Origin of the sequence: Kitasatospora sp. NPDC088160 (genome assembly GCF_044741445.1) — a bacterium.
Taxonomy (GTDB): domain Bacteria; phylum Actinomycetota; class Actinomycetes; order Streptomycetales; family Streptomycetaceae; genus Kitasatospora.
The window spans coordinates 49,283-68,894 of the sequence record NZ_JBIUSS010000035.1 but is presented as its reverse complement, the minus strand read 5'-3'; the positions used below and the strand labels follow the sequence as shown (position 1 = coordinate 68,894).

The 19,612-nt window shown below is 72.0% G+C and carries 10 protein-coding genes; 5 read left to right on the top strand and 5 right to left on the bottom strand.

Going from position 1 to position 19,612, the window contains the following annotated elements:
• Positions 1-235 precede the first annotated feature (235 nt).
• Together treS and ACIOGZ_RS37920 are read right to left on the bottom strand one after the other, a co-directional pair.
• Positions 236-1,960 carry a maltose alpha-D-glucosyltransferase gene (treS, locus tag ACIOGZ_RS37925; RefSeq protein ID WP_063347760.1) on the bottom strand — a complete coding sequence of 575 codons (1,725 nt, stop codon included), beginning with the start codon at positions 1,958-1,960 and terminating at the stop codon, positions 236-238.
• Complete coding sequence (locus tag ACIOGZ_RS37920) at positions 1,957-3,912, bottom strand: alpha-1,4-glucan--maltose-1-phosphate maltosyltransferase (protein WP_363582158.1); 1,956 nt, start codon at positions 3,910-3,912, stop codon at positions 1,957-1,959. Before ACIOGZ_RS37920 ends, treS begins: the two co-directional genes overlap by 4 nt.
• A gap of 1,008 nt (positions 3,913-4,920) precedes the next feature.
• Here ACIOGZ_RS37920 and glgP point away from each other — a divergent pair.
• On the top strand, positions 4,921-7,602 hold the full coding sequence (glgP, locus tag ACIOGZ_RS37915; RefSeq protein ID WP_363582063.1) for an alpha-glucan family phosphorylase: 2,682 nt from the start codon (positions 4,921-4,923) through the stop codon (positions 7,600-7,602).
• A 25-nt stretch (positions 7,603-7,627) separates the two neighbouring features.
• On the opposite strand, the gene ACIOGZ_RS37910 is transcribed toward glgP, so the two are convergent.
• From ACIOGZ_RS37910 to glgX, 3 genes are all read right to left on the bottom strand, one after another.
• Positions 7,628-9,484 carry an ABC transporter ATP-binding protein gene (locus ACIOGZ_RS37910; protein ID WP_363582065.1) on the bottom strand — a complete coding sequence of 619 codons (1,857 nt, stop codon included), beginning with the start codon at positions 9,482-9,484 and terminating at the stop codon, positions 7,628-7,630.
• Entirely contained in the window at positions 9,481-11,301 is a 1,821-nt protein-coding gene (locus ACIOGZ_RS37905; protein ID WP_363582067.1) for an ABC transporter ATP-binding protein, read from the bottom strand. The genes ACIOGZ_RS37910 and ACIOGZ_RS37905 overlap by 4 nt, the downstream gene beginning before the upstream one ends.
• A 168-nt stretch (positions 11,302-11,469) precedes the next feature.
• The gene (glgX, locus tag ACIOGZ_RS37900) at positions 11,470-13,677 is read right to left on the bottom strand and encodes a glycogen debranching protein GlgX (RefSeq protein ID WP_363582069.1); all 2,208 of its coding nucleotides are present in this window, start codon (positions 13,675-13,677) and stop codon (positions 11,470-11,472) included.
• A 281-nt stretch (positions 13,678-13,958) separates the two neighbouring features.
• Here glgX and ACIOGZ_RS37895 point away from each other — a divergent pair, with 281 nt between their 5' ends.
• The 4 genes from ACIOGZ_RS37895 to ACIOGZ_RS37880 all read left to right on the top strand — a co-directional run bounded on the left by ACIOGZ_RS37895 (position 13,959) and on the right by ACIOGZ_RS37880 (position 19,006).
• Positions 13,959-15,245 (top strand): Ig-like domain-containing protein, encoded by a 1,287-nt coding sequence (locus ACIOGZ_RS37895; RefSeq protein ID WP_400989266.1) that lies wholly within the window; start codon positions 13,959-13,961, stop codon positions 15,243-15,245.
• A 176-nt stretch (positions 15,246-15,421) separates the two neighbouring features.
• Positions 15,422-16,696 (top strand): Ig-like domain-containing protein, encoded by a 1,275-nt coding sequence (locus tag ACIOGZ_RS37890; protein ID WP_363582073.1) that lies wholly within the window; start codon positions 15,422-15,424, stop codon positions 16,694-16,696.
• A gap of 283 nt (positions 16,697-16,979) precedes the next feature.
• On the top strand, positions 16,980-18,218 hold the full coding sequence (locus ACIOGZ_RS37885; RefSeq protein ID WP_400989264.1) for an Ig-like domain-containing protein: 1,239 nt from the start codon (positions 16,980-16,982) through the stop codon (positions 18,216-18,218).
• 290 nt (positions 18,219-18,508) lie between these two features.
• Complete coding sequence (locus ACIOGZ_RS37880; protein WP_244293363.1) at positions 18,509-19,006, top strand: ATP-binding protein; 498 nt, start codon at positions 18,509-18,511, stop codon at positions 19,004-19,006.
• Positions 19,007-19,612: the final 606 nt, after the last annotated feature.

Below are 19,612 nucleotides of genomic sequence, written 5' to 3'. Positions count from 1 at the left end.
CTTTCCCCGGAAGCGGGCGGACTGCCCGACGGGTCTGGCCGGGTCCGTCAGTCTTCCGGATTTCGGCGGCGCGGCGGCGGCGGCACGCGAGCGGGGCTCAGGTGTCACGCCTTCGTGTGGGTGGCCGTTGGGCTGTTCTCCGTACGCGGCGGTGCAGAGAACTCCGGGGGCGCAGGGGTTCAACTCGCGCCCCCGGAGGGTCTGGTGGTGCTGTGGGGCAGGGTGTGGCGGATCGTTACTTCGAGCGCCTGGTCCCGCTCAGCCGCGGCGGCTGCCGGAGCTGGAACCAGTAGAAGCCGTGGCCGGCCAGCGTGAGCAGGTAGGGCCACTCGCCGATGGAGGGGAAGCGCACCCCGCCGATCAGCTCGACCGGGTACCGTCCGCCGTACTGCCGCAGATCCAGCTCGGTCGGCTGCGCGAACCGCGAGAAGTTGTTCACGCACATGACCAGGTCCCCCTCGTGTTCGCGCACGAAGGCCAGCACGGCGGGGTTGCTGGAGGGCAGTTCGGTGTACGTACCGAGGCCGAACGCCGGATTGAGCTTGCGGATCTCGATCATGCGACGCGTCCAGTGCAGCAGCGAACTCGAACTGCTCTGCTGTGCCTCGACGTTGGTCACCTGGTAGCCGTACACCGGGTCCATGATGGGCGGCAGACTGAGCCTGCCCGGGTCGGCGGAGGAGAAACCCGCGTTGCGGTCCGGGGTCCACTGCATCGGTGTGCGCACGCCGTCCCGGTCGCCCAGCCAGATGTTGTCGCCCATGCCGATCTCGTCCCCGTAGTAGAGGACCGGCGAGCCGGGCAGCGAGAACAGCAGGGCGGTGAACAGCTCGATCTGGTTGCGGTCGTTCTCCAGCAGCGGGGCGAGCCGGCGGCGGATGCCCACGTTGGCGCGCATCCGGGGGTCCTTGGCGTACTCCGCGTACATGTAGTCGCGCTCCTCGTCGGTGACCATCTCCAGGGTCAGCTCGTCGTGGTTGCGCAGGAAGATGCCCCACTGGCAGCCGCCGGGGATCTGCGGGGTCTTGCTGAGGATCTCCGACACCGGGTAGCGGGACTCCCGCCGCACGGCCATGAAGATCCGGGGCATCACCGGGAAGTGGAACGCCATGTGGCACTCGTCGCCGCCCGCGGTGAAGTCGCCGAAGTAGTCGACGACGTCCTCGGGCCACTGGTTGGCCTCGGCCAGCAGGACGGTGTCGGGGTAGTCGGCGTCGATCTCCTTGCGGACCCGCTGGAGGAACTCGTGGGTCTCCGGCAGGTTCTCGCAGTTGGTGCCCTCGCGGGCGAACAGGTACGGCACCGCGTCCAGCCGGAAGCCGTCGATGCCGAGGTCGAGCCAGAACCGCAGTCCGGCGATCATCTCCTGCTGGACGCGGGGGTTGTCGTAGTTGAGGTCCGGCTGGTGGGAGAAGAACCGGTGCCAGAAGTACTGCTTGCGGACCGGGTCGTAGGTCCAGTTGGAGGTCTCGGTGTCGACGAAGATGATCCGGGCGTCCGGGTACTGCTTGTCGTCGTCGGCCCACATGTAGAAGTCGCCGTACGGGCCGTCCGGGTCCGTCCGGGAGGCCTGGAACCACGGGTGCTGGTCGCTGGTGTGGTTCATGACGAAGTCGATGATCACGCGCATGCCGCGGGCGTGCGCGGCGTCGACGAACTCCATGAAGTCGGCGAGGTCGCCGAACTCCGGCAGCACCGACTTGTAGTCGGCCACGTCGTACCCGCCGTCGCGCAGCGGCGAGGCGAAGAACGGCGGGAGCCAGAGGCAGTCGACCCCGAGCCACTGCAGGTAGTCGAGTTTGGTGGTGAGCCCCTTCAGGTCCCCGACCCCGTCGCCGTTGCTGTCCTGGAAGGACCGCACCAGCACCTCGTAGAAGACCGCACGCTTGAACCACTCCGGGTCCAGGTTCTTCTTCGAGGTCTCCGGGAAGGTGTCGGGGACGGGCTCGTTCACAGTCACGCTGGGTTCCTCCGAACCGTGAGGAGGTGAGCCGGCTCGGCTGAGGGATCGAGCCGGACGTAGTTGTGCCGGCCCCAGGTGTAGACGGCGCCGGTGAGCTCGTCGTGCACCGCGTACGGGCCGTCGCCGTCGAGGGTGACGGTGGCCTCCTGGACGTGGTGCGGGTCGAGGTTGACCACGGTGACGACCTGGTCGGTGAGGCCCTCGGGGGTGGTCGCGGTCTTGGAGTAGGCGAGCACCTGGTCGTTGTCGGTGGGGTGGAAGCGCAGGTTGCGCAGCTGCTGGAGGGCGGGGTGGCGCCGGCGCAGCCGGTTCAGCACGGTGAGCAGCGGGGCGAGGGAGTCGGTGCGGGTCCAGTCGCGCGGGCGCAGCTCGTACTTCTCCGAGTGCAGGTACTCCTCGGAGCCGGGGTGGGCCGGCTCGTCCTCGTACAGCTCGAAGCCGGCGTAGACGCCGTAGCTGGGGGCGAGGGTGGCGGCGAGCACGGCGCGGATCGCGAACGCGGCGCGGCCGCCGTGCTGGAGGTAGCCGTGCAGGATGTCCGGGGTGTTGGCGAAGAAGTTGGGCCGCATGTAGGCGGCGGCGTCACCGGTGAGTTCGGTGAGGTACTCGGTGAGTTCCGGCTTGGTGGTGCGCCAGGTGAAGTACGTGTACGACTGGTGGAAACCGATCTTCCCCAGGGTGTGCATCATCGCGGGCCGGGTGAAGGCCTCCGCCAGGAACACGACGTCCGGGTCGGTGCGGGCGATGTCGGCGAGCACCTTCTCCCAGAACGCCACCGGTTTGGTGTGCGGGTTGTCGACCCGGAAGATCCGAACGCCGTGGGACATCCAGAACCGGAGGATCCGGATGGTTTCCTTGACGATTCCGTCCATGTCCTGGTCGAAGTTGATCGGATAGATGTCCTGGTACTTCTTCGGAGGGTTCTCGGCGTACGCGATGGTGCCGTCCGCGCGGTGGCTGAACCATTCCGGGTGCTTGTTCACCCACGGGTGGTCGGGGGAGCACTGGAGGGCGAAGTCCAGCGCCACCTCCAGGCGCAGGGCCTCGGCCTCGGCGACGAAGTGGTCGAAGTCCTCGATCGTGCCGAGGTCGGGGTGGACGGCGTCGTGGCCGCCCTCGGGGGAGCCGATCGCCCAGGGCGAGCCGACGTCGTGCGGACCGGCCGTCAGGGCGTTGTCCGGCCCCTTGCGGAAGGCTCGCCCGATCGGGTGCACCGGCGGCAGGTAGACCACGTCGAAGCCCATCGCGGCGACGGCCGGCAGCCGCTCGGCGGCGGTGCGCAGGGTGCCCGAACGCGGCGGCTCGACGCCGCTCGGATCCACCACCGCGCCCTCCGAGCGGGGGAAGAACTCGTACCAGGAGCCGTACAGCGCGCGCTCGCGGTCCACCTGGAGCGGCAGCGGGCGGGAGGCGCTGAGCAGTTCGCGCAGCGGGTACCGGGCCAGCAGGTCCAGCACCTCGGGGGCGAGCGCGGCGGCCAGCCGGGACAGCGGCGGCAGGCCGGGGTCGCGCAGCGCGTCGGCGGCCGCCAGCACGTGCGCGCGGCCCTCCTTCTTCGGCACGCCGACCGCGGCCTGCTCCAGCAGCCGGGCGCCGTCCTCCAGGACCAGCGCGGTGTCGATCCCGGCGGGCAGCTTCACGGCGGCGGTCCGGCGCCAGGTGGCGACCGGGTCGCTCCACGCCTCGACCAGGTACGACCAGCGGCCGGGCGCGGTCGGGGTGACGTGCGCGCCCCAGCGGTCGGTGCCCTCGGCCAGCTCGCGCATCGGCGTCCACGGGCCGCCGCGGCCGCGCGGGTCGCGCAGCACCACGTTGGCGTTGACGGCGTCGTGGCCCTCGCGGAACACGGTCGCGGTGACCAGGAAGGTCTCGCCGACGACGGCCTTGGCCGGGCGGCGGCCGGAGTCGACGAGGGGGCTGACGTCCAGGACGGGGATGCGGCCGATCACGGTGTCGCTCTCTGTCGTCTTGCGGGCGGCGGGCTTGCGGGCGGAGGCCTTGCGCGGCGCGGCGCCGGAGGCGCCCTCGGCGGTGGTCCCGGCGGTCCCGGCGGCGTCGGCGGGGGCCTTCGCGGTGGCGGCGGCGCGGCGCGTGGTGGTGGTGCGCCTGCGCGGTGCCGCGGTCCGGCCCTCCTCGGCCCCGGGTTGTCGGGCCGCTTCGGCCGGCTCGGTGCGGACCGCCCCGGCGGCCCGCGGTGCCGGCATCGCCGGATCCGTCCGAGTGTCAGAATCCATCCGTCCGGCGGATTCCGCGACCGCTGCGTCGTGGCTGTCGGCCACCGGTGTGGACTGGTCCCGCGTGTCGCCGTGCATGTCAAACTCCTGCCCGAGATCGGCGGCAGCTCCCGCGGGCCGGGGATGGGCCAGGGGAGTACCGGGAGGACTGCTGGGTGGGGAGGACGTGCGACCGGAAGCCTGCCCGCGCCGCCGTCCCCGGCAACCTGCCCGGCGCCCGCCGAGTCCTCGACGGGAGGCCCTGGAGCCGCGCGCGTCCCGGCGCGCGCCTCCAGGGGCACGCCCCTGGGCGACCCGGTCGACCCGTGAACGAGCAGGCCGAGTACGAGGACACGCGTCGGTGCGAGGTGAGCGCCGAATGGGCTAAGAAGAAGGGGAACGATCAACGCGAAAAGGATTCGGACGTGCTGCTTCAAGGCGGACGCCACCCGCCGCCGCACTCCCCGCAGCATCAACGACCTTGAGTCATCCTCGCACCGGGGACAAGACTTTTGCAGCGGTACGACAGTAGTTTCGGGCTTTGTCCTGAGCGGATGAGCCATCGGAAATGGACCTGTTCCGCAGTGTTCATGCATTGGTAGCGCAGGACCCCGGAAATGTGCGCCGCGCGCGCCCCCCGTGCAGACCAATGCGCCGAATGCGATCTCATCAATAGGCCGAACGGATGCCCAATAGCCCACTTGACGCACTGTCATGACGGACATCGCGGCTACGCTTCACGCCGTGAAGGCAATCCGCAGATTCACCGTCCGCACCGTCCTGCCCGAACAACTCCAGCCGCTGCACGAGCTGGCCCTCAACCTGCGCTGGTCCTGGCACCCCGAGACCAGGGACCTCTTCCGGTCCGTGGACCCGGAGGTCTGGGCCGCGACCGGCGAGGACCCGGTGCGGCTGCTCGGGGAGGTCCCGGCCGCCCGGCTCGCCGCCCTCGCCGCCGACCGGCGGTTCCTGCGCAGACTCGGCGACCTCGCCGACGACCTGCGCGAGTACCTCAGCGGCCCGCGCTGGTACCAGGCCCAGCAGGAGGCCGGCGCCACCCCGCTGCCCGCCGCCATCGCCTACTTCTCGCCCGAGTACGGCATCGCCGCCGCGCTGCCCCAGTACTCCGGCGGGCTCGGCATCCTGGCCGGCGACCACCTCAAGGCCGCCAGCGACCTCGGCGTCCCGATCATCGGCGTCGGCCTGTTCTACCGGCACGGCTACTTCCGGCAGTCCCTCAACCGGGACGGCTGGCAGCAGGAGCGCTACCCGCTGCTCGACCCGGACGAACTCGCGGTCAGCCTGCTCCGGGAGGACGACGGCACCCCCGGCCGGGTCGACCTCGCCCTGCCCGGCGGCCGCACCCTGGCCGCGCACATCTGGAAGGCCCAGGTCGGACGGGTCCCGCTGCTGCTCCTCGACTCCGACATCGAGGCCAACTCGCCCGCCGAGCGCGACGTCACCGACCGGCTCTACGGCGGCGGCAGCGAGCACCGGCTGCTCCAGGAGATGCTGCTCGGCATCGGCGGCGTCCGCGCCGTCCGCGCCTACTGCCGGCTCACCGGGCACCCCGCCCCCGAGGTGTTCCACACCAACGAGGGCCACGCGGGCTTCCTCGGCGTCGAACGGATCCGCGAGCTGGTCTCCACCGGCTCACCCGGCCCCGACAGCGTCGGCCTGGACTTCGCCGCCGCCCTGGAGTCCGTCCGGGCCGGCACCCTGTTCACCACCCACACACCCGTCCCGGCCGGCATCGACCGCTTCGACCGCGAGCTGGTCGCCCGCCACTTCAGCGGCGACGCCGCGCTGCCGGGCGTCCCGGTCGAGCCGGTGCTCGCGCTCGGCGCCGAGACCTGGCCCGGCGGGGACCCGAAGCTCTTCAACATGGCCGCCATGGGCCTGCGGCTCGCCCAGCGCGCCAACGGGGTCTCCACCCTGCACGGCGAGGTCAGCCGCTCCATGTTCAACGGCCTCTGGCCCGGCTTCGACGCCACCGAGGTGCCGATCACCTCCGTCACCAACGGCGTCCACGCCGCCACCTGGATCGACCCGGCGGTCGTGCGGCTCGGCGCCGCCGAGATCGGCGCCGACCGCGCCGAGGACGCCATGACCACCGGCGACGCCAAGCGCTGGACCGGCCTGGAGCGGATCGGCAACACCGAGATCTGGGACCTGCGCCGCAGCCTGCGCGCCCAACTGGTCGACGAGGCCCGCCGCCGACTGCGCGACTCCTGGCGCCAGCGCGGCGCCGGCGAGGCCGAACTCGGCTGGGTCTCCTCGGTGCTCGACCCCGACGTGCTCACCATCGGCTTCGCCCGCCGGGTGCCCTCGTACAAGCGGCTCACCCTGATGCTGCGCGACCCGGACCGGCTGCGCGCCCTGCTGCTGCACCCCGTCCGGCCGGTGCAGATCGTGGTCGCCGGCAAGGCCCACCCGGCCGACGACGGCGGCAAGCGGCTGATCCAGCAGATGGTCGCCTTCGCCGACGACCCGGCCGTCCGGCACCGGATCGTCTTCCTGCCGGACTACGACATGGCGATGGCCCGGCACCTCTACCCGGGCTGCGACGTCTGGCTGAACAACCCGCTGCGCCCGCTGGAGGCCTGCGGTACCTCCGGGATGAAGGCCGCGCTCAACGGCTGCCTCAACCTGTCCGTCCTGGACGGCTGGTGGGACGAGTGGTACGACGGCCAGAACGGCTGGGCGATCCCCACCGCCGACGAGACCGACGGCGTGCTCGACCCGGAGAGCAGCGAGGCCGAGCGCCGCGACGACATCGAGGCCGCCGCGCTGTACGACCTGATCGAGGACCAGGTCGCCGGCCGGTTCTACGACCGGGGCACGGACGGGCTGCCGCACCGCTGGATCGCCATGGTCCGGCACACCCTGGTCACCCTCGGCCCCAAGGTGCTGGCCGGGCGGATGGTCCGCGAGTACGTCGAACGGCTGTACACCCCGGCGGCGCTGGCCCAGCGGGAGCTGGCGGCGGCGGAGCACCACGGCGCCCTGGAGCTGGCGGCCTGGAAGGCGAAGGTCCGGGAGGCCTGGCCGGCCGTCCGGGTCGAGCACGTCGAGGCGGACTGTCCGGACGAGGCGCAGGAGCTGGGCAGCTCGCTGGCGCTGCGGGTGCAGGTCACGCTCGGGGCGCTGGAGCCGGGCGACGTCGAGGTGCAGGCGGTGTCCGGCCGGGTGGACGAGACGGACGGCATCTCGGACGGCTGCGTGCTCGCCCTCAAGCCGGTCGGCGGGTCCGACCTGGACGGCCGGACCCGCTACGAGGGCTCGCTGGAGCTGTGCCGGACCGGCCCGTTCGGCTACACCGTCCGGGTGCTGCCGGCCCACCCCCGGCTGGCCTCCCCGGCGGAGCTGGGGCTGGTGGCCCTGCCCGCCGAGTCGTCGGGGATGGACGCGGGGGTGCTGCGCTGAGGCCCTGCCGGGGGGAGCGCCGGCCCTAGACCAGGCTGTCCCGCCAGGCCTGGTGGAGGGCGGCGAAGCGGCCGGATCCGTCGATCAGCTCCTGCGGGGAGCCGTCCTCGACGATCCGGCCCTGGTCCATCACCAGGACGCGGTCGGCGATCTCCACGGTGGAGAGCCGGTGCGCGATGATCACCGCCGTCCGGCCGGCCAGCACCGTGCGCATGGCCCGCTGGACGGCCTGCTCGCCGGGGACGTCCAGCGAGCTGGTCGCCTCGTCGAGGATCAGCACCGCCGGGTCGGCGAGCAGGGCGCGGGCGAAGGCGACCAGCTGGCGCTGCCCGGCGGAGATCCGGCCGCCGCGCTTGCGCACGTCGGTGTCGAAGCCGTCCGGGAGCGCCGCGATGAACTCGTACGCGCCGATGTCCCGGGCGGCCTGCTCGACCTCCTCGCGGCCGGCGCCGGGGCGGCCGATCGCGATGTTCTCGGCGACGGTGCCGGAGAACAGGAAGGACTCCTGGGTCACCATCACCACGCCGCGCCGCAGCTCGGGGGTGGCGAGGTCGCGCAGGTCCACGCCGTCCAGCCGGATCCGGCCGTCGGTCGGGTCGTAGAAGCGGGCCAGCAGCTTGGCGACCGTCGACTTGCCGGCGCCGGTCGCGCCGACCACCGCCACCGTCTGCCCGGCCGGGATCACCAGGTCGAACGGCGGCAGCACCTGCTTGCCGGTGCGGTAGGCGAAACGGGTCTCCTCGAAGCGGACCTCGCGCCCCTTGCCGGCGGCCTGCGGCAGTTCGGCGGGCGCGGCCGGTTCGGCGACGGTCGGCTCGTGGGCGAGCAGGCCGGCGATCTTCTCCAGCGCGGCGGCGGCCGACTGGTAGCTGTTCAGGAACATCGCCAGCTGGTCGATCGGGTCGTAGAGCCGGCGCAGGTAGAGCACGAAGGCGGTGAGCACGCCCAGCTCGACCGTGCCGTCGGCGACCAGGTAGGCGCCGAGCAGCACCACGCCGGTGGTCCACAGGTTGGCGGTGACGCGGGAGAGGCCGACGTAGCGGGCGATCTCCAGCAGGCCGTCCGCCGTCGCGGTGGCGGACTGCCGGTTGACCACGGCGAAGGCCTCGTCGTTGGCCTTCTCGCGGCGGAAGGCCTGCACCGGGCGGATGCCGTTCATGGTCTCGGTGAAACGGACGATCAGTGAGGCGGCCGAGGTGCGGGAGCGGCGGTAGACCCGGCGCGAGCGGCTGCGGAAGGACCGGGCGATCAGCGCCAGCGGCAGGATCGACGCCAGCGAGACCAGTCCGAGCCGCCAGTCCAGCACCAGCAGCAGCACCGAGATGTAGCAAACCGACAGGAGGACGGTCAGCAGCTCCTGGAGGCCCTCGGAGAGCAGCTCGCGCAGCGCGTCCACGTCGCTGGTGGCGCGGGAGATGATCCGGCCCGAGGTGTAGCGCTCGTGGAAGTCCAGGCTCAGCCGCTGGGCGTGCCGGAAGATCCGGCCGCGCAGCTCCAGCAGGATGTCCTGGTTGACCCGGGCGCTGATCTTGATGAACGCCCACTGCAGCAGCAGGCTGAGCAGCGCGCAGCCCAGGTAGGCGCAGACCACCGCGATCAGCGGGCCGCTGTCGCTCTCGCGCAGTGCCGGGATGCCGCGGTCCATCGCGATGGCGACCAGCAGCGGGCCGGACTGCAGGGCCGCCTGCTGGATGAGGATCACCAGCATCGCGACGGCGATCCGGGCCCGGTGCGGGCCGAGCAGCGAGCGCAGCAGAGCCCGGGGCGCGCCGGGCGGGACGGGGATGTCCTCCTCGTCGGCCGGGGGCGGCGGCAGCTGTTCCTCGACCGGTTCGGCGGTCTCCCGTTCGGCGGGGCCGACGGGCGAGATGGTGGTGGTCATCGGGTGGTGCCCCCCTCGGAGACCAGGACGGCCTCGGGCATCGGGGCGGACTCGCCCGACATCAGTTCGCGGTAGTGCGCGCAGTCGCGCAGCAGGTCCTGGTGGGTGCCGACGGCCTCGATCCGGCCGTCGGAGAGCACCGCGACCCGGTCGGCGAGCAGCACGGTGCTCGGGCGGTGGGCGACCACCAGGGCGGTGGTGGCGCCGAGGACCTGGCGCAGCGCCCGTTCGACCAGGGCCTCGGTGTGCACGTCGAGGGCGGAGAGCGGGTCGTCCAGCACCAGGAAGGCCGGGTCGCCGACCACCGCACGGGCCAGGGCGAGGCGCTGGCGCTGGCCGCCGGACAGGCTCAGGCCCTGCTCGCCGACCTCGGTGTCCACGCCGTCCGGGAGCTTGTCCACGAAGGAGGCCTGGGCGGTGGCCAGGGCGGCGCGCAGCTGCTGGTCGTTCGCGCCCGGGGCGCCCATCAGGACGTTCTCCCGGACGGTGGCGGAGAACAGGGTGGGCTCCTCGAAGGCGACCGCGACCAGCTCGCGCAGCCGCTCCCGGGGGAGGTCGCGGATGTCCCGGCCGTCCAGGGTGATGGTGCCGGCGGTGGCCTCGTACAGGCGGGGGAGCAGCGCGGTGAGCGTGGTCTTGCCGCTGCCGGTGGCGCCGACCAGGGCCATCGTCTCGCCGCTGCGGATGTGCAGGTCGATGCCGGCCAGCAGGTCGGGGGTGTCGTCGGGGGCGTCGGGGTAGCGGAAGCGGACGCCGGTGAAGCGGATGCCGTCGGGGGCACCGCCGAGGCCGTCGGCGGTGCCCGGGTCGGCGGTCTCGGGCTCGTCCAGCACCTCGAAGAAGCGGTCGGTGGCGGTGGCGGCCTCGTTGGCGTAGGCGAGCAGCCAGCCCAGGGACTCGACCGGCCAGCGCAGCGCCAGCGCGGTGGAGAGGAAGGCGACCAGGGTGCCGGCGCTCAGCTCGTCGTGGGCGACCAGGTAGGCGCCGGCGGCGAGGGCGCAGCCGAGGGCGATCTCGGGCAGGCCGACGATGACCGCCCAGAGGTTGGCGAGCAGCCCGGCCTTGCGCAGTTCGGTGCGGCGCAGGTCGTGGGCCTGGGCGCGGAAGCGCTCGGCCATCGAGCGGTGGCGGCCGAAGGCCTTGAGGATGCGGATGCCGAGGACGGACTCCTCGATGACGGTGGCGAGGTCGCCGTTCTGGTCCTGGGCGCGGCGGGAGGCGCCGGAGTAGCCGGCCTCGAACCGCCGGGTGAGCACGAACAGCGGGACGGCGGGCAGCAGGATGATCAGGGCGAGCCGCCAGTCCTGGGTGAACATCACCGCCGTGCCGGCGAGGAACATCACCGAGTTGACGACCAGGAAGACCAGCGGGAAGGCCAGAAACAGCCGCATGGTGTACATGTCGGCGGTGGCCCGGGAGAGCAGCTGGCCGGATCCCCAGCGCTCGTGGAAGGAGATCGGCAGCCGCTGGAGCTTGGCGAAGAGGTCGCCGCGCATGGCCGTCTCCAGCCCGGCCAGCGGGCGGGCCAGGACCACCCGGCGGGTGTAGAACAGCGCGGCCTCGACCAGCCCGAGGACCAGCAGCAGGCCGATCAGCGGCCAGAGTCCGCTCAGGTCGTGTTCGGCGAGCGGACCGTCGACGATCCGGCCGAGGACCAGCGGGACGCCGAGGACGCTCAGCATGGCGACCAGGGCGGCGGCCACCGAGGTGGCCAACCGGCGGCGGACGGCTCGGGCGTAGGGCCACAGGCGCAGGAGGGAGCGGACCGTGGAGCGGTGCCCGGTCGCGGTGTCGTCGTGTTGTCGGTTCTCGGCCATCGTCGTGAGGGTAGGACGAGGTCGCGTCATTTCTCATCAGGTTTTTCACCCCTGACAGAACCCTTCGGCGAGAACCGGCCACCCGTACGGGTGGGGCGCGGGTGAACGGCGGGGCGCGTGGGGCCGGCCGTACGGGCCGGAGTGCGCCGCACGCGCGGCCGACGCCGCTCAGGCCGTGGCGGCGGGCGCGCGCAGCAGCCGCAGCGAGCGCCCGGCCAGCAGCGTCGCGCCCTGCGGACAGGGCTCGCCGCCGCCCTCGACGGCGGTGTCGACCACCGTCTCGTACGCCTCCTCCGGCGCGGCCCAGGGCTCGCCGGGGAGGGTGAACAACACCGGTTCGTGACCGGCGTTGAGCAGCAGCAGGAAGCTGTCGTCCAGCGTCGGCCGCCCGGCCTCGTCCCGTTCGGACATCGCGGTGCCGGACAGCAGCATGCCCAGGCAGGCGGTCGGGGCGAACCAGTCGGCCTCGGTCATCTCCTTGCCCAGCGGCGTGAACCAGGCGAGGTCCGGCTGGCCGCCCGGAGCGGCGGCCCGGCCGGAGAAGAACGCCCGCTGCCGCAGCACCGGGTGGGCCCGGCGCAGCCGGATCAGCCGGGCGGTCAGCTCGCACAGCCCGCGCCAGCGGGGATCCGCCAGGAGCGACCAGTCCAGCCAGCCGAGCTCGTTGTCCTGGCAGTAGGCGTTGTTGTTGCCGCCCTGGGTGCGGCCCAGCTCGTCCCCGGCGGTGAGCATGGGGACGCCGGTGGAGAGCAGCAGCGTGGCCAGCAGGTTGCGCAGTTGGCGCAGCCGCAGGGCGTTCACCTCCGGGTCGGTGGTCTCGCCCTCGACGCCGTGGTTCCAGGACCGGTTGTCGTCGGTGCCGTCCCGGTTGGCCTCGCCGTTGGCCTCGTTGTGCTTGCGGTCGTAGCTGACCAGGTCGCGCAGCGTGAAACCGTCGTGCGCGGTCACGTAGTTGACGGAGGCGTACGGGCGGCGGCCGCCGCGCTGGTAGAGGTCGGAGGAGCCGGACAGCCGGTAGCCCAGCTCGCGCACGTCCGGGCGGGCGCCGCGCCAGAAGTCCCGCACGGTGTCCCGGTACTTGTCGTTCCACTCGGCCCACAGCGGGGGGAAGCCGCCGACCTGGTAGCCGCCCGGGCCGACGTCCCAGGGCTCGGCGATCAGCTTCACCCGGCTGAGCAGCGGGTCCTGGGAGACGGCAGCGAGGAAGGGGTGGTCCATGTCGACCCCGTCGGTGCCGCGGGCGAGGGCGGCGGCGAGGTCGAAGCGGAAGCCGTCCACGCCCATCTCGGTGACCCAGTACCGCAGCGAGTCGGTGACCAGCCGGACCACCTGCGGGCGGCGGGTGTCCAGGGTGTTGCCGCAGCCGGTGAAGTCGGCGTAGCCGCGCGGGCGGTGCGGGGCCGGGCGGTAGTAGGCGGTGTTGTCGATGCCGCGCAGCGAGAGCATCGGGCCGAGTTCGGCGCCCTCCGCGGTGTGGTTGAACACCACGTCGAGGATCACCTCGATCCCGGCGGCGTGCAGGGCGCGGACCATCCGCTTGAACTCGCCGACCTGGCCGCCGCGCGAGCCGGCCGCCGAGTAGCCGGCGTGCGGGGCGAAGTAGCCGATCGTGTTGTAGCCCCAGTAGTTGACCAGGCCGCGCGACTGGAGGTGGTCCTCGCTGGCGTACTGGTGCACCGGCAGCAGCTCGACGGCGGTCACGCCGAGGCGGGTCAGGTGGGCGACGGCGGCCGGGTGGGCCAGGCCCGCGTAGGTGCCGCGGAGCTCCGGCGGGACGTCGGGGTGGCGCATGGTGAAGCCGCGCACGTGCAGTTCGTAGAGCACCGTCTCGGCCCACGGGGTCTTCGGGCGGTGGTCGTCGTACCAGTCGTCGTCATCGTGGACGACCACGGATCTGGGCACATAGCGGGCGGAGTCGCGGTTGTCCCGGACGGTGTCGGCGACGTCCGCCTCCGGCCAGTTGCGGACGGCGGCGCAGACCGCGTCGTGGCTGGTGTAACAGCCGTCCACGGCACGGGCGTACGGGTCGAGCAGCAGCTTCGCCGGGTTCCAGCGGGCGCCGGTCCACGGGTCCCACCGGCCGTGCACGCGGAAGCCGTACCGGCTGCCGGGGCGGACGCCGGGCAGGAAGCCGTGCCAGGTCTGGAAGTCCTGCTCGGTGAGGCGGTGCCGGGCCTCCCGGCCGTCCTCGTCGAACAGGCAGAGGTCGACCGCCTCGGCGCCGGCCGCCCAGAGCGCGAAGTTGGTTCCCTGGCGGCCCTGTTGGTCGGTCCGGAAGCGGGCGCCGAGCGGCTGCCAGCTGCCGGGCCACGGTGGCTCGGCGGTGTCCCCGCCGGGCGGCCGCACTCCGGCTTCCAGCTCCTGCCCTGACGCCATGGCCGCACCCTCCCTGGACGGGGTGTCCCGGACCCCGTTCACTTCCTCTTTCCCGGATTGCGCAGATCGGAAGCGGCTGAACGGGGGCTTACCGGCGGATGGCGGCCGATGGATGGGGGGATTTCGCGCGGCTGCGCGTGTCCCCGCCGCGATTGCCCTCGTTGTTCCCGGTATCGGGCGTTCCCGCCACCGGACGTTCCTGGCATCGGGCGTCCCCGGTGGCGGAGGCTCCCGGTACCGGACCTTCCCGGTACCGGACGTGGACAGTGGGAGGCCCCGGAATGCGGCGCCGAGGACGGGTGTGGGCGCGGCGGGCGGCGGCGGTGGCCTGGGGCCTCGCCGTCCTGACGGGGTGCGGCGGCTCCCCGGCGGCCCCCGCGCAGGACGCCGCCGGGCCCGGGGCGCACACCCCGCCCCCGCCGCCGTCCCGGGCGGTCGTCACGGCGCTGCCCGCCGACGGCGCCCAGGACGTGCCGCCGGAGGGCCCGGTCCGGGTGACGGCGGCGCAGGGCCGGCTGGTCACCGTCCGGCTGGCCGACACCAAGGGCACCGAGGTTCCCGGCACGATCGCCCCGGACGGCGCCGCCTGGACGCCCGACGGCCCGCTGCCGCTGGGCACCGCGTACACCCTGGACGCCGTCGCCGAGGACGACCAGGGCCAACGGGCGGCCCAGCACTCGGCGTTCTCCACGATGGCCCGGGCGCACACCTTCGTCGCCTTCTTCACCCCGGAGGACGGCTCCACCGTCGGTGTCGGCATGCCGGTGTCGTTGCGCTTCAGCCGGCCGATCACGGACCGGGCGGCGGTGGAGAAGGCCGTCCAGGTGAGCGCCGACCCGCCCGTCCCGGTGGCCGCGCACTGGTTCGGCAACCAGCGGCTGGACGTCCGCCCGCAGCAGTACTGGGCGGCGGGCACCAAGGTGACGGTGGCGCTGCGGCTGAAGGACGTGCAGGGCGCGCCGGGCGAGTTCGGGACCCAGACCAAGGACCTGCACTTCACCGTCGGCCGGGCCCAGGTCTCCACCGTCGACCTGGACGCGCACACCCTGACCGTCCGGGCCGGGCAGGGCGGCAAGGTGGTGCGGGTGCTCAAGGTGTCCGGCGGCAGCCGTGACCACTCCACCTACCGGGGCGTCATGGTGGTGTCGGAGAAGTACAAGGTGACCCGGATGAACTCGCAGACCGTCGGGATGGGCGACGAGTACGACATCAAGGACGTGCCGCACGCGATGCGGCTGACCAACTCCGGCACCTTCGTGCACGGCAACTACTGGGCGGACCCCGGGGTGTTCGGCGCCGCCAACACCAGCCACGGCTGCATCGGCCTGGCCGACGCCAAGGGCGGAGCGAGCAAGGACTCCCCGGCGGGCTGGCTGTTCGAGCACACCATCCCGGGGGACGTGCTGGAGGCGAAGGCCTCCGCGGGGGACTTCGTGCCGCCACAGAACGGCCTCAACGGCTGGAACATGCCGTGGGAGCAGTGGGTGGCGGGCAGCGCCCTCGGGCCGGTTGCCGGGCCCACGGCCGGGCCCACGACCGGGCCCGCCTCCAGCCCCGTCGCGCAGTAGTCGATCTTCACCGCCGATTCACCCCCGATCCACCCACCTCCCCCCGGGACCCGCTCAGACGGCCCGGCTATCCTGCTCCGGCGTGCGCCCTGGTCCGGCGCGAAAGATCGGCGTCCGGTGCAACTCATGGGGGCACTCAACGCGTCGAGAGAGTGAATACCGGGAGGGGAGAAACCGTGAAGACGGGGAAGACGGCCGACGCCGCGATACGTACCACCAGCCGTTACGGGCGCAGGGGTGCGATGGCGTTGGTCATGGGCGGGGTGCTGCTGCTCACCGCGGCCTGCGGCGACGACAAGGGCGGAACGGGCGGCGGGGGCGACAACGCGGCGCCCGCGGCGACGGCGGGTGCGGGCGGGACGGCGGCCCCGGCGGGCGCGTCGGGCGAGCCGAAGGCCTCCGCCGCGGTGCTGGCCGTCGAGCCGAAGGACGGCGCCCAGGACGTCGCACCGAGCAACGCGTTGCAGGTGTCCGTCTCGAACGGCAAGCTCACCACGGTCGAGGTGACCGACAAGAACGGCAAGCCGGTCGACGGGGCGATCACTCCGGACGGCATCGGCTGGAAGCCCGCCGCCGCGCTCACCGTCGGCATGGCGTACAAGGTGAACGCGCAGGCCAAGGACGCCGACGGCCTGGTGACCGCGTCCACCACGACGTTCACCACGCTGACGCCGGACAAGAAGGTCTCCACCAACGACAACATCAGCGACGGCGCCACCTACGGCGTCGGCATGATCGTCTCGGTGAACTTCAGCAAGACCGTCAAGAACAAGGACGCCGTCCTCAAGGGCATCACCTTCGAGACGAACAACGGCACCGAGGTGAAGGGCCACTGGTTCGGCGACAACCGGCTGGACTTCCGCCCGGCCGAGTACTGGAAGCCGGACACCAAGGTCACCATCAAGTACCGGCTGAAGAGCGTCGAGGTCGCCCCGGGCGTCTACGGCGACGTGGACAAGGACGAGCCGTTCACCATCGGCCGCTCCCAGATCGCCACCGCCGACGCCAAGGCGCACCAGATGACGATCGAGCGGGGCGGCAAGAGCACCACCGTGCCGGTCACCATGGGCGCGGAGGCGACGCCGTCCTGGAGCGGGACGATGGTGATCATGTCCAAGGAGAAGGTCACCCGGATGAACTCGCAGACCGTCGGCCTCGGCGGCGAGTACGACATCCAGGACGTGCCGCACGCGATGCGGCTGACCACCTCCGGCACCTTCGTGCACGGCAACTACTGGTCCAACGCGACCAATCCGTTCGGCAGGACCAACGCCAGCCACGGCTGCGTCGCGATGGTGGACGAGAAGGGCGGCAGCGACACCTCCGTCGCGGGCAAGTTCTTCAACGACTCGATGATCGGCGACGTGGTCAAGGTCGTGAACAGCAAGGAGAAGACCGTCGCGCCCTCCAACGGGCTGGGCGGCTGGAACATCGCCTGGGCGAACTGGTAGATCCTGCCCGCCGACTGACCGGATAGTCCCGGTTCGTCGGCGCGGTGCGGACGAGCGGCCCGATCCTCACCCGTTGGGGTCGGGCCGTTCGCGTTCTCGGAGCGCACCGGGCCCCGAATGGCGCAACCTTTCCGGAGGCCGGCGCGTGTAGTGGTCGAGCCCGTCGTGTGCGCGGGGTTCTGTGCGGGGTTCCGGGTCGTGGGGTTCCGGGTCGTGGGGTTTCGGCCCGCGGGTTTCGGTTCGTGGGGTTCGGTTCGTGGGGTTTCTGAGGGAGGGATCGACGTTGAGGTCGATACGCAGAGTGGTGGCCGTCGGTCTGGTGGGCGGCGCGATGGCGCTGACGGCCGCGTGCGGCGGCGGGAGTGGCGGGAGCGGTAGCGGGGGCGGGAACGCGGCCAAGGCGGACCTGGGGGCCGGAGCGGCCGCCGGAACGGCCTCCCCGGGCGCCGCGGCGGCGAGCAGCGCGGCGCCGAAGGTGTCGCAGGCCGTGGTGAACATCGAGCCCAAGCCCGGCACGGTGGACGTCGCGCCCGACGCGCTCAAGGTCGGCGCGACCGGCGGCAAGCTCACCACCGTCAAGGTCAGTGACAAGACCGGCGCGGAGGTGCCCGGCACCATCGCCGCCGACGGCTCCAGCTGGACCCCGTCGGCCGGCCTCGCCGTGGGCAGCACCTACCAGGTCAGCGCGATGGCCGCGGACGCCAACGGCGTGGTCGCCAGCGCGGACAGCAACTTCTCCACGCTGACGCCGACGGCCCTCGCCAAGGCCGCCGACAACGTGGACAACAACGCGACGTACGGCGTCGGCATGATCGTCTCGGTGAACTTCAGCAAGGACGTCAAGAACAAGGACGTCGTCGCGAAGGGCATCACCTTCGAGACCGACAACGGCACCGTGGTCAAGGGCCACTGGTTCGGCAACCGCCGGCTGGACTTCCGCCCCGAGCAGTACTGGAAGTCCGGCACCAAGGTGACCGTGCACTACCGCCTCAAGAGCGTCGAGATCGCCCCTGGGGTGTACGGCACCGACCGGGACGAGCCCTTCACGATCGGGCGATCTCAGATTTCGACGGTTGACGCCGCCGCGCACAGGATGACCGTCGAACTCGACGGCAAACCGTCGGACATCGACATCACCTCCGGCTCGCCCGAACACCCGACCTGGAACGGCACGATGGTCGTCATGTCCAAGGAGGGCGTGGTGCGGATGCAGTCCAGCACCCTCCCCGGCATGAGCGGCTCCCCGTACGACCTCCAGGTGCCGCACTCGATGCGGCTCACCGACAGCGGCACCTACCTGCACGGCAATTACTGGAGCAAGCTCATCGGTGAGGACAACGTCAGCCACGGCTGCGTCGCCCTCAAGGACGTCGAGGGCGGCGGCGAATCCACCTCGATGGGCAAGTTCTACGCCGGCTCGCTCGTCGGCGACGTGGTGGTCGTGAAGAACTCCACCAAGAAGGAGACCCTCGACCCGGCGAACGGCCTGAGTGGCTGGAACGTGCCCTGGAGCGCCTGGTAGGCCGACCGGTAGCCGCCCTGGTCGGGGCGGTTCCGTGGCAACCCGGGATTGACGGCGGACGCGCCCCGGGTTGCCTGCTCCCCACCCTCTCCCCACCCTCTCCCGACCCCTTCCGGGCCCCCTCCAGGCCCCCGCCTGGCACTCTCCGCGGGGTCTCCTTGCACGCGGCATATGCCGACTCGGAGGAGATCGTTTGCTCATTGTCCGTACGCGGCCGCTTGCGTTCCGCAATGATGGACCGCATGGCGGGTTGGGGCGAAACAGATCAGTCATCAGTTCCCGGGGCCGGATTGGTCGCCGAGGCGTCGTGGATCGATGTCCAGGGCGCGCTGGCGGCGCTGGAGCGGCTCAGCTCGGAGGAACTGGAGGAGATGTATTGCGGCAGGCTGAGCGATCAGTCCGTGCCGAACGAGGTGCGACTGCCGTCCCGGCCGGAGACCGGCCCGGTGGCCCGCCGACTGGTGCTGTCGGTCCTGGAGTCCTGGGACCTCCACCAGCACCTGGAGGCCGGTGAGTTACTCACCAGCGAGCTGGTCTCCAACGCCGTCCGGCACGCCGCCGGACGCACCATCGGACTCCAGGTGATCCGCAAGCCGGGCTGGCTCCGCGTCGAGGTCCGCGACTCCTCCCGGGCGCTGCCCTGCATGATCCTCGCCGAGCCGAAGCCGGTGACCGAGCGGGGGCGGGGCCTGCGGGTCATCGACGACCTGGCCGACCGCTGGGGCGCCGACCTGCTGCCGCGCGGCAAGGGCGTCTGGTTCGAGCTGAAGGTCCGCGAGCGGCACTGACCGTTTCGGGCTTTCCCGGGTCTTTCTCGGCCTTCCGGGCCGTCCGGGTCTTTTCCGGCTGTCCGGGTCTTCCGGGTCTTCCCGGGAAAACGCGCAGGGCCCCCGAAGTCGCCGTGGTCCGGCGGATGGGGGCCCCTGCAAGTCATCGCGCCGGCCAAGGGGGTGCGTGCCGCGCGATGGGCGTCGGCCGTGCCAGGTCGGGCCAGCCGAAGTCTCCACGCCCAGGCCGGCGTGCTGTGCCGCCCGCCGTTGGGCTGCTTCGACTATCGCACGGATCTCAGCATGTGGGCAAACCAGGTGACTTGGATTGAAAGGTTTGTAACCTAGTTCACCTTTGGATTTTGCATAGGTTCACGCTGTTGCCTGTGAATATTCACCATCCTTGCCGTCGGGCCTCCGGTGCTTCGTCGCCCGGCCGCCAATTCCTCCGTGCACCTCACCACGCCGGAACTGCCGGGTAGCATCAGGCCCGTGGACCTGTACTGGCACGTCGTACTGCCACCGCTCAGCGCCTGATCGGGCGCACACGCCGGTGGCTCGAGCCCCGCGCTCCCTGCTGCGGCCCCTTCGGCCGTCAGGGGGCCGCCGTGTGCGCCCGGTGCGAAA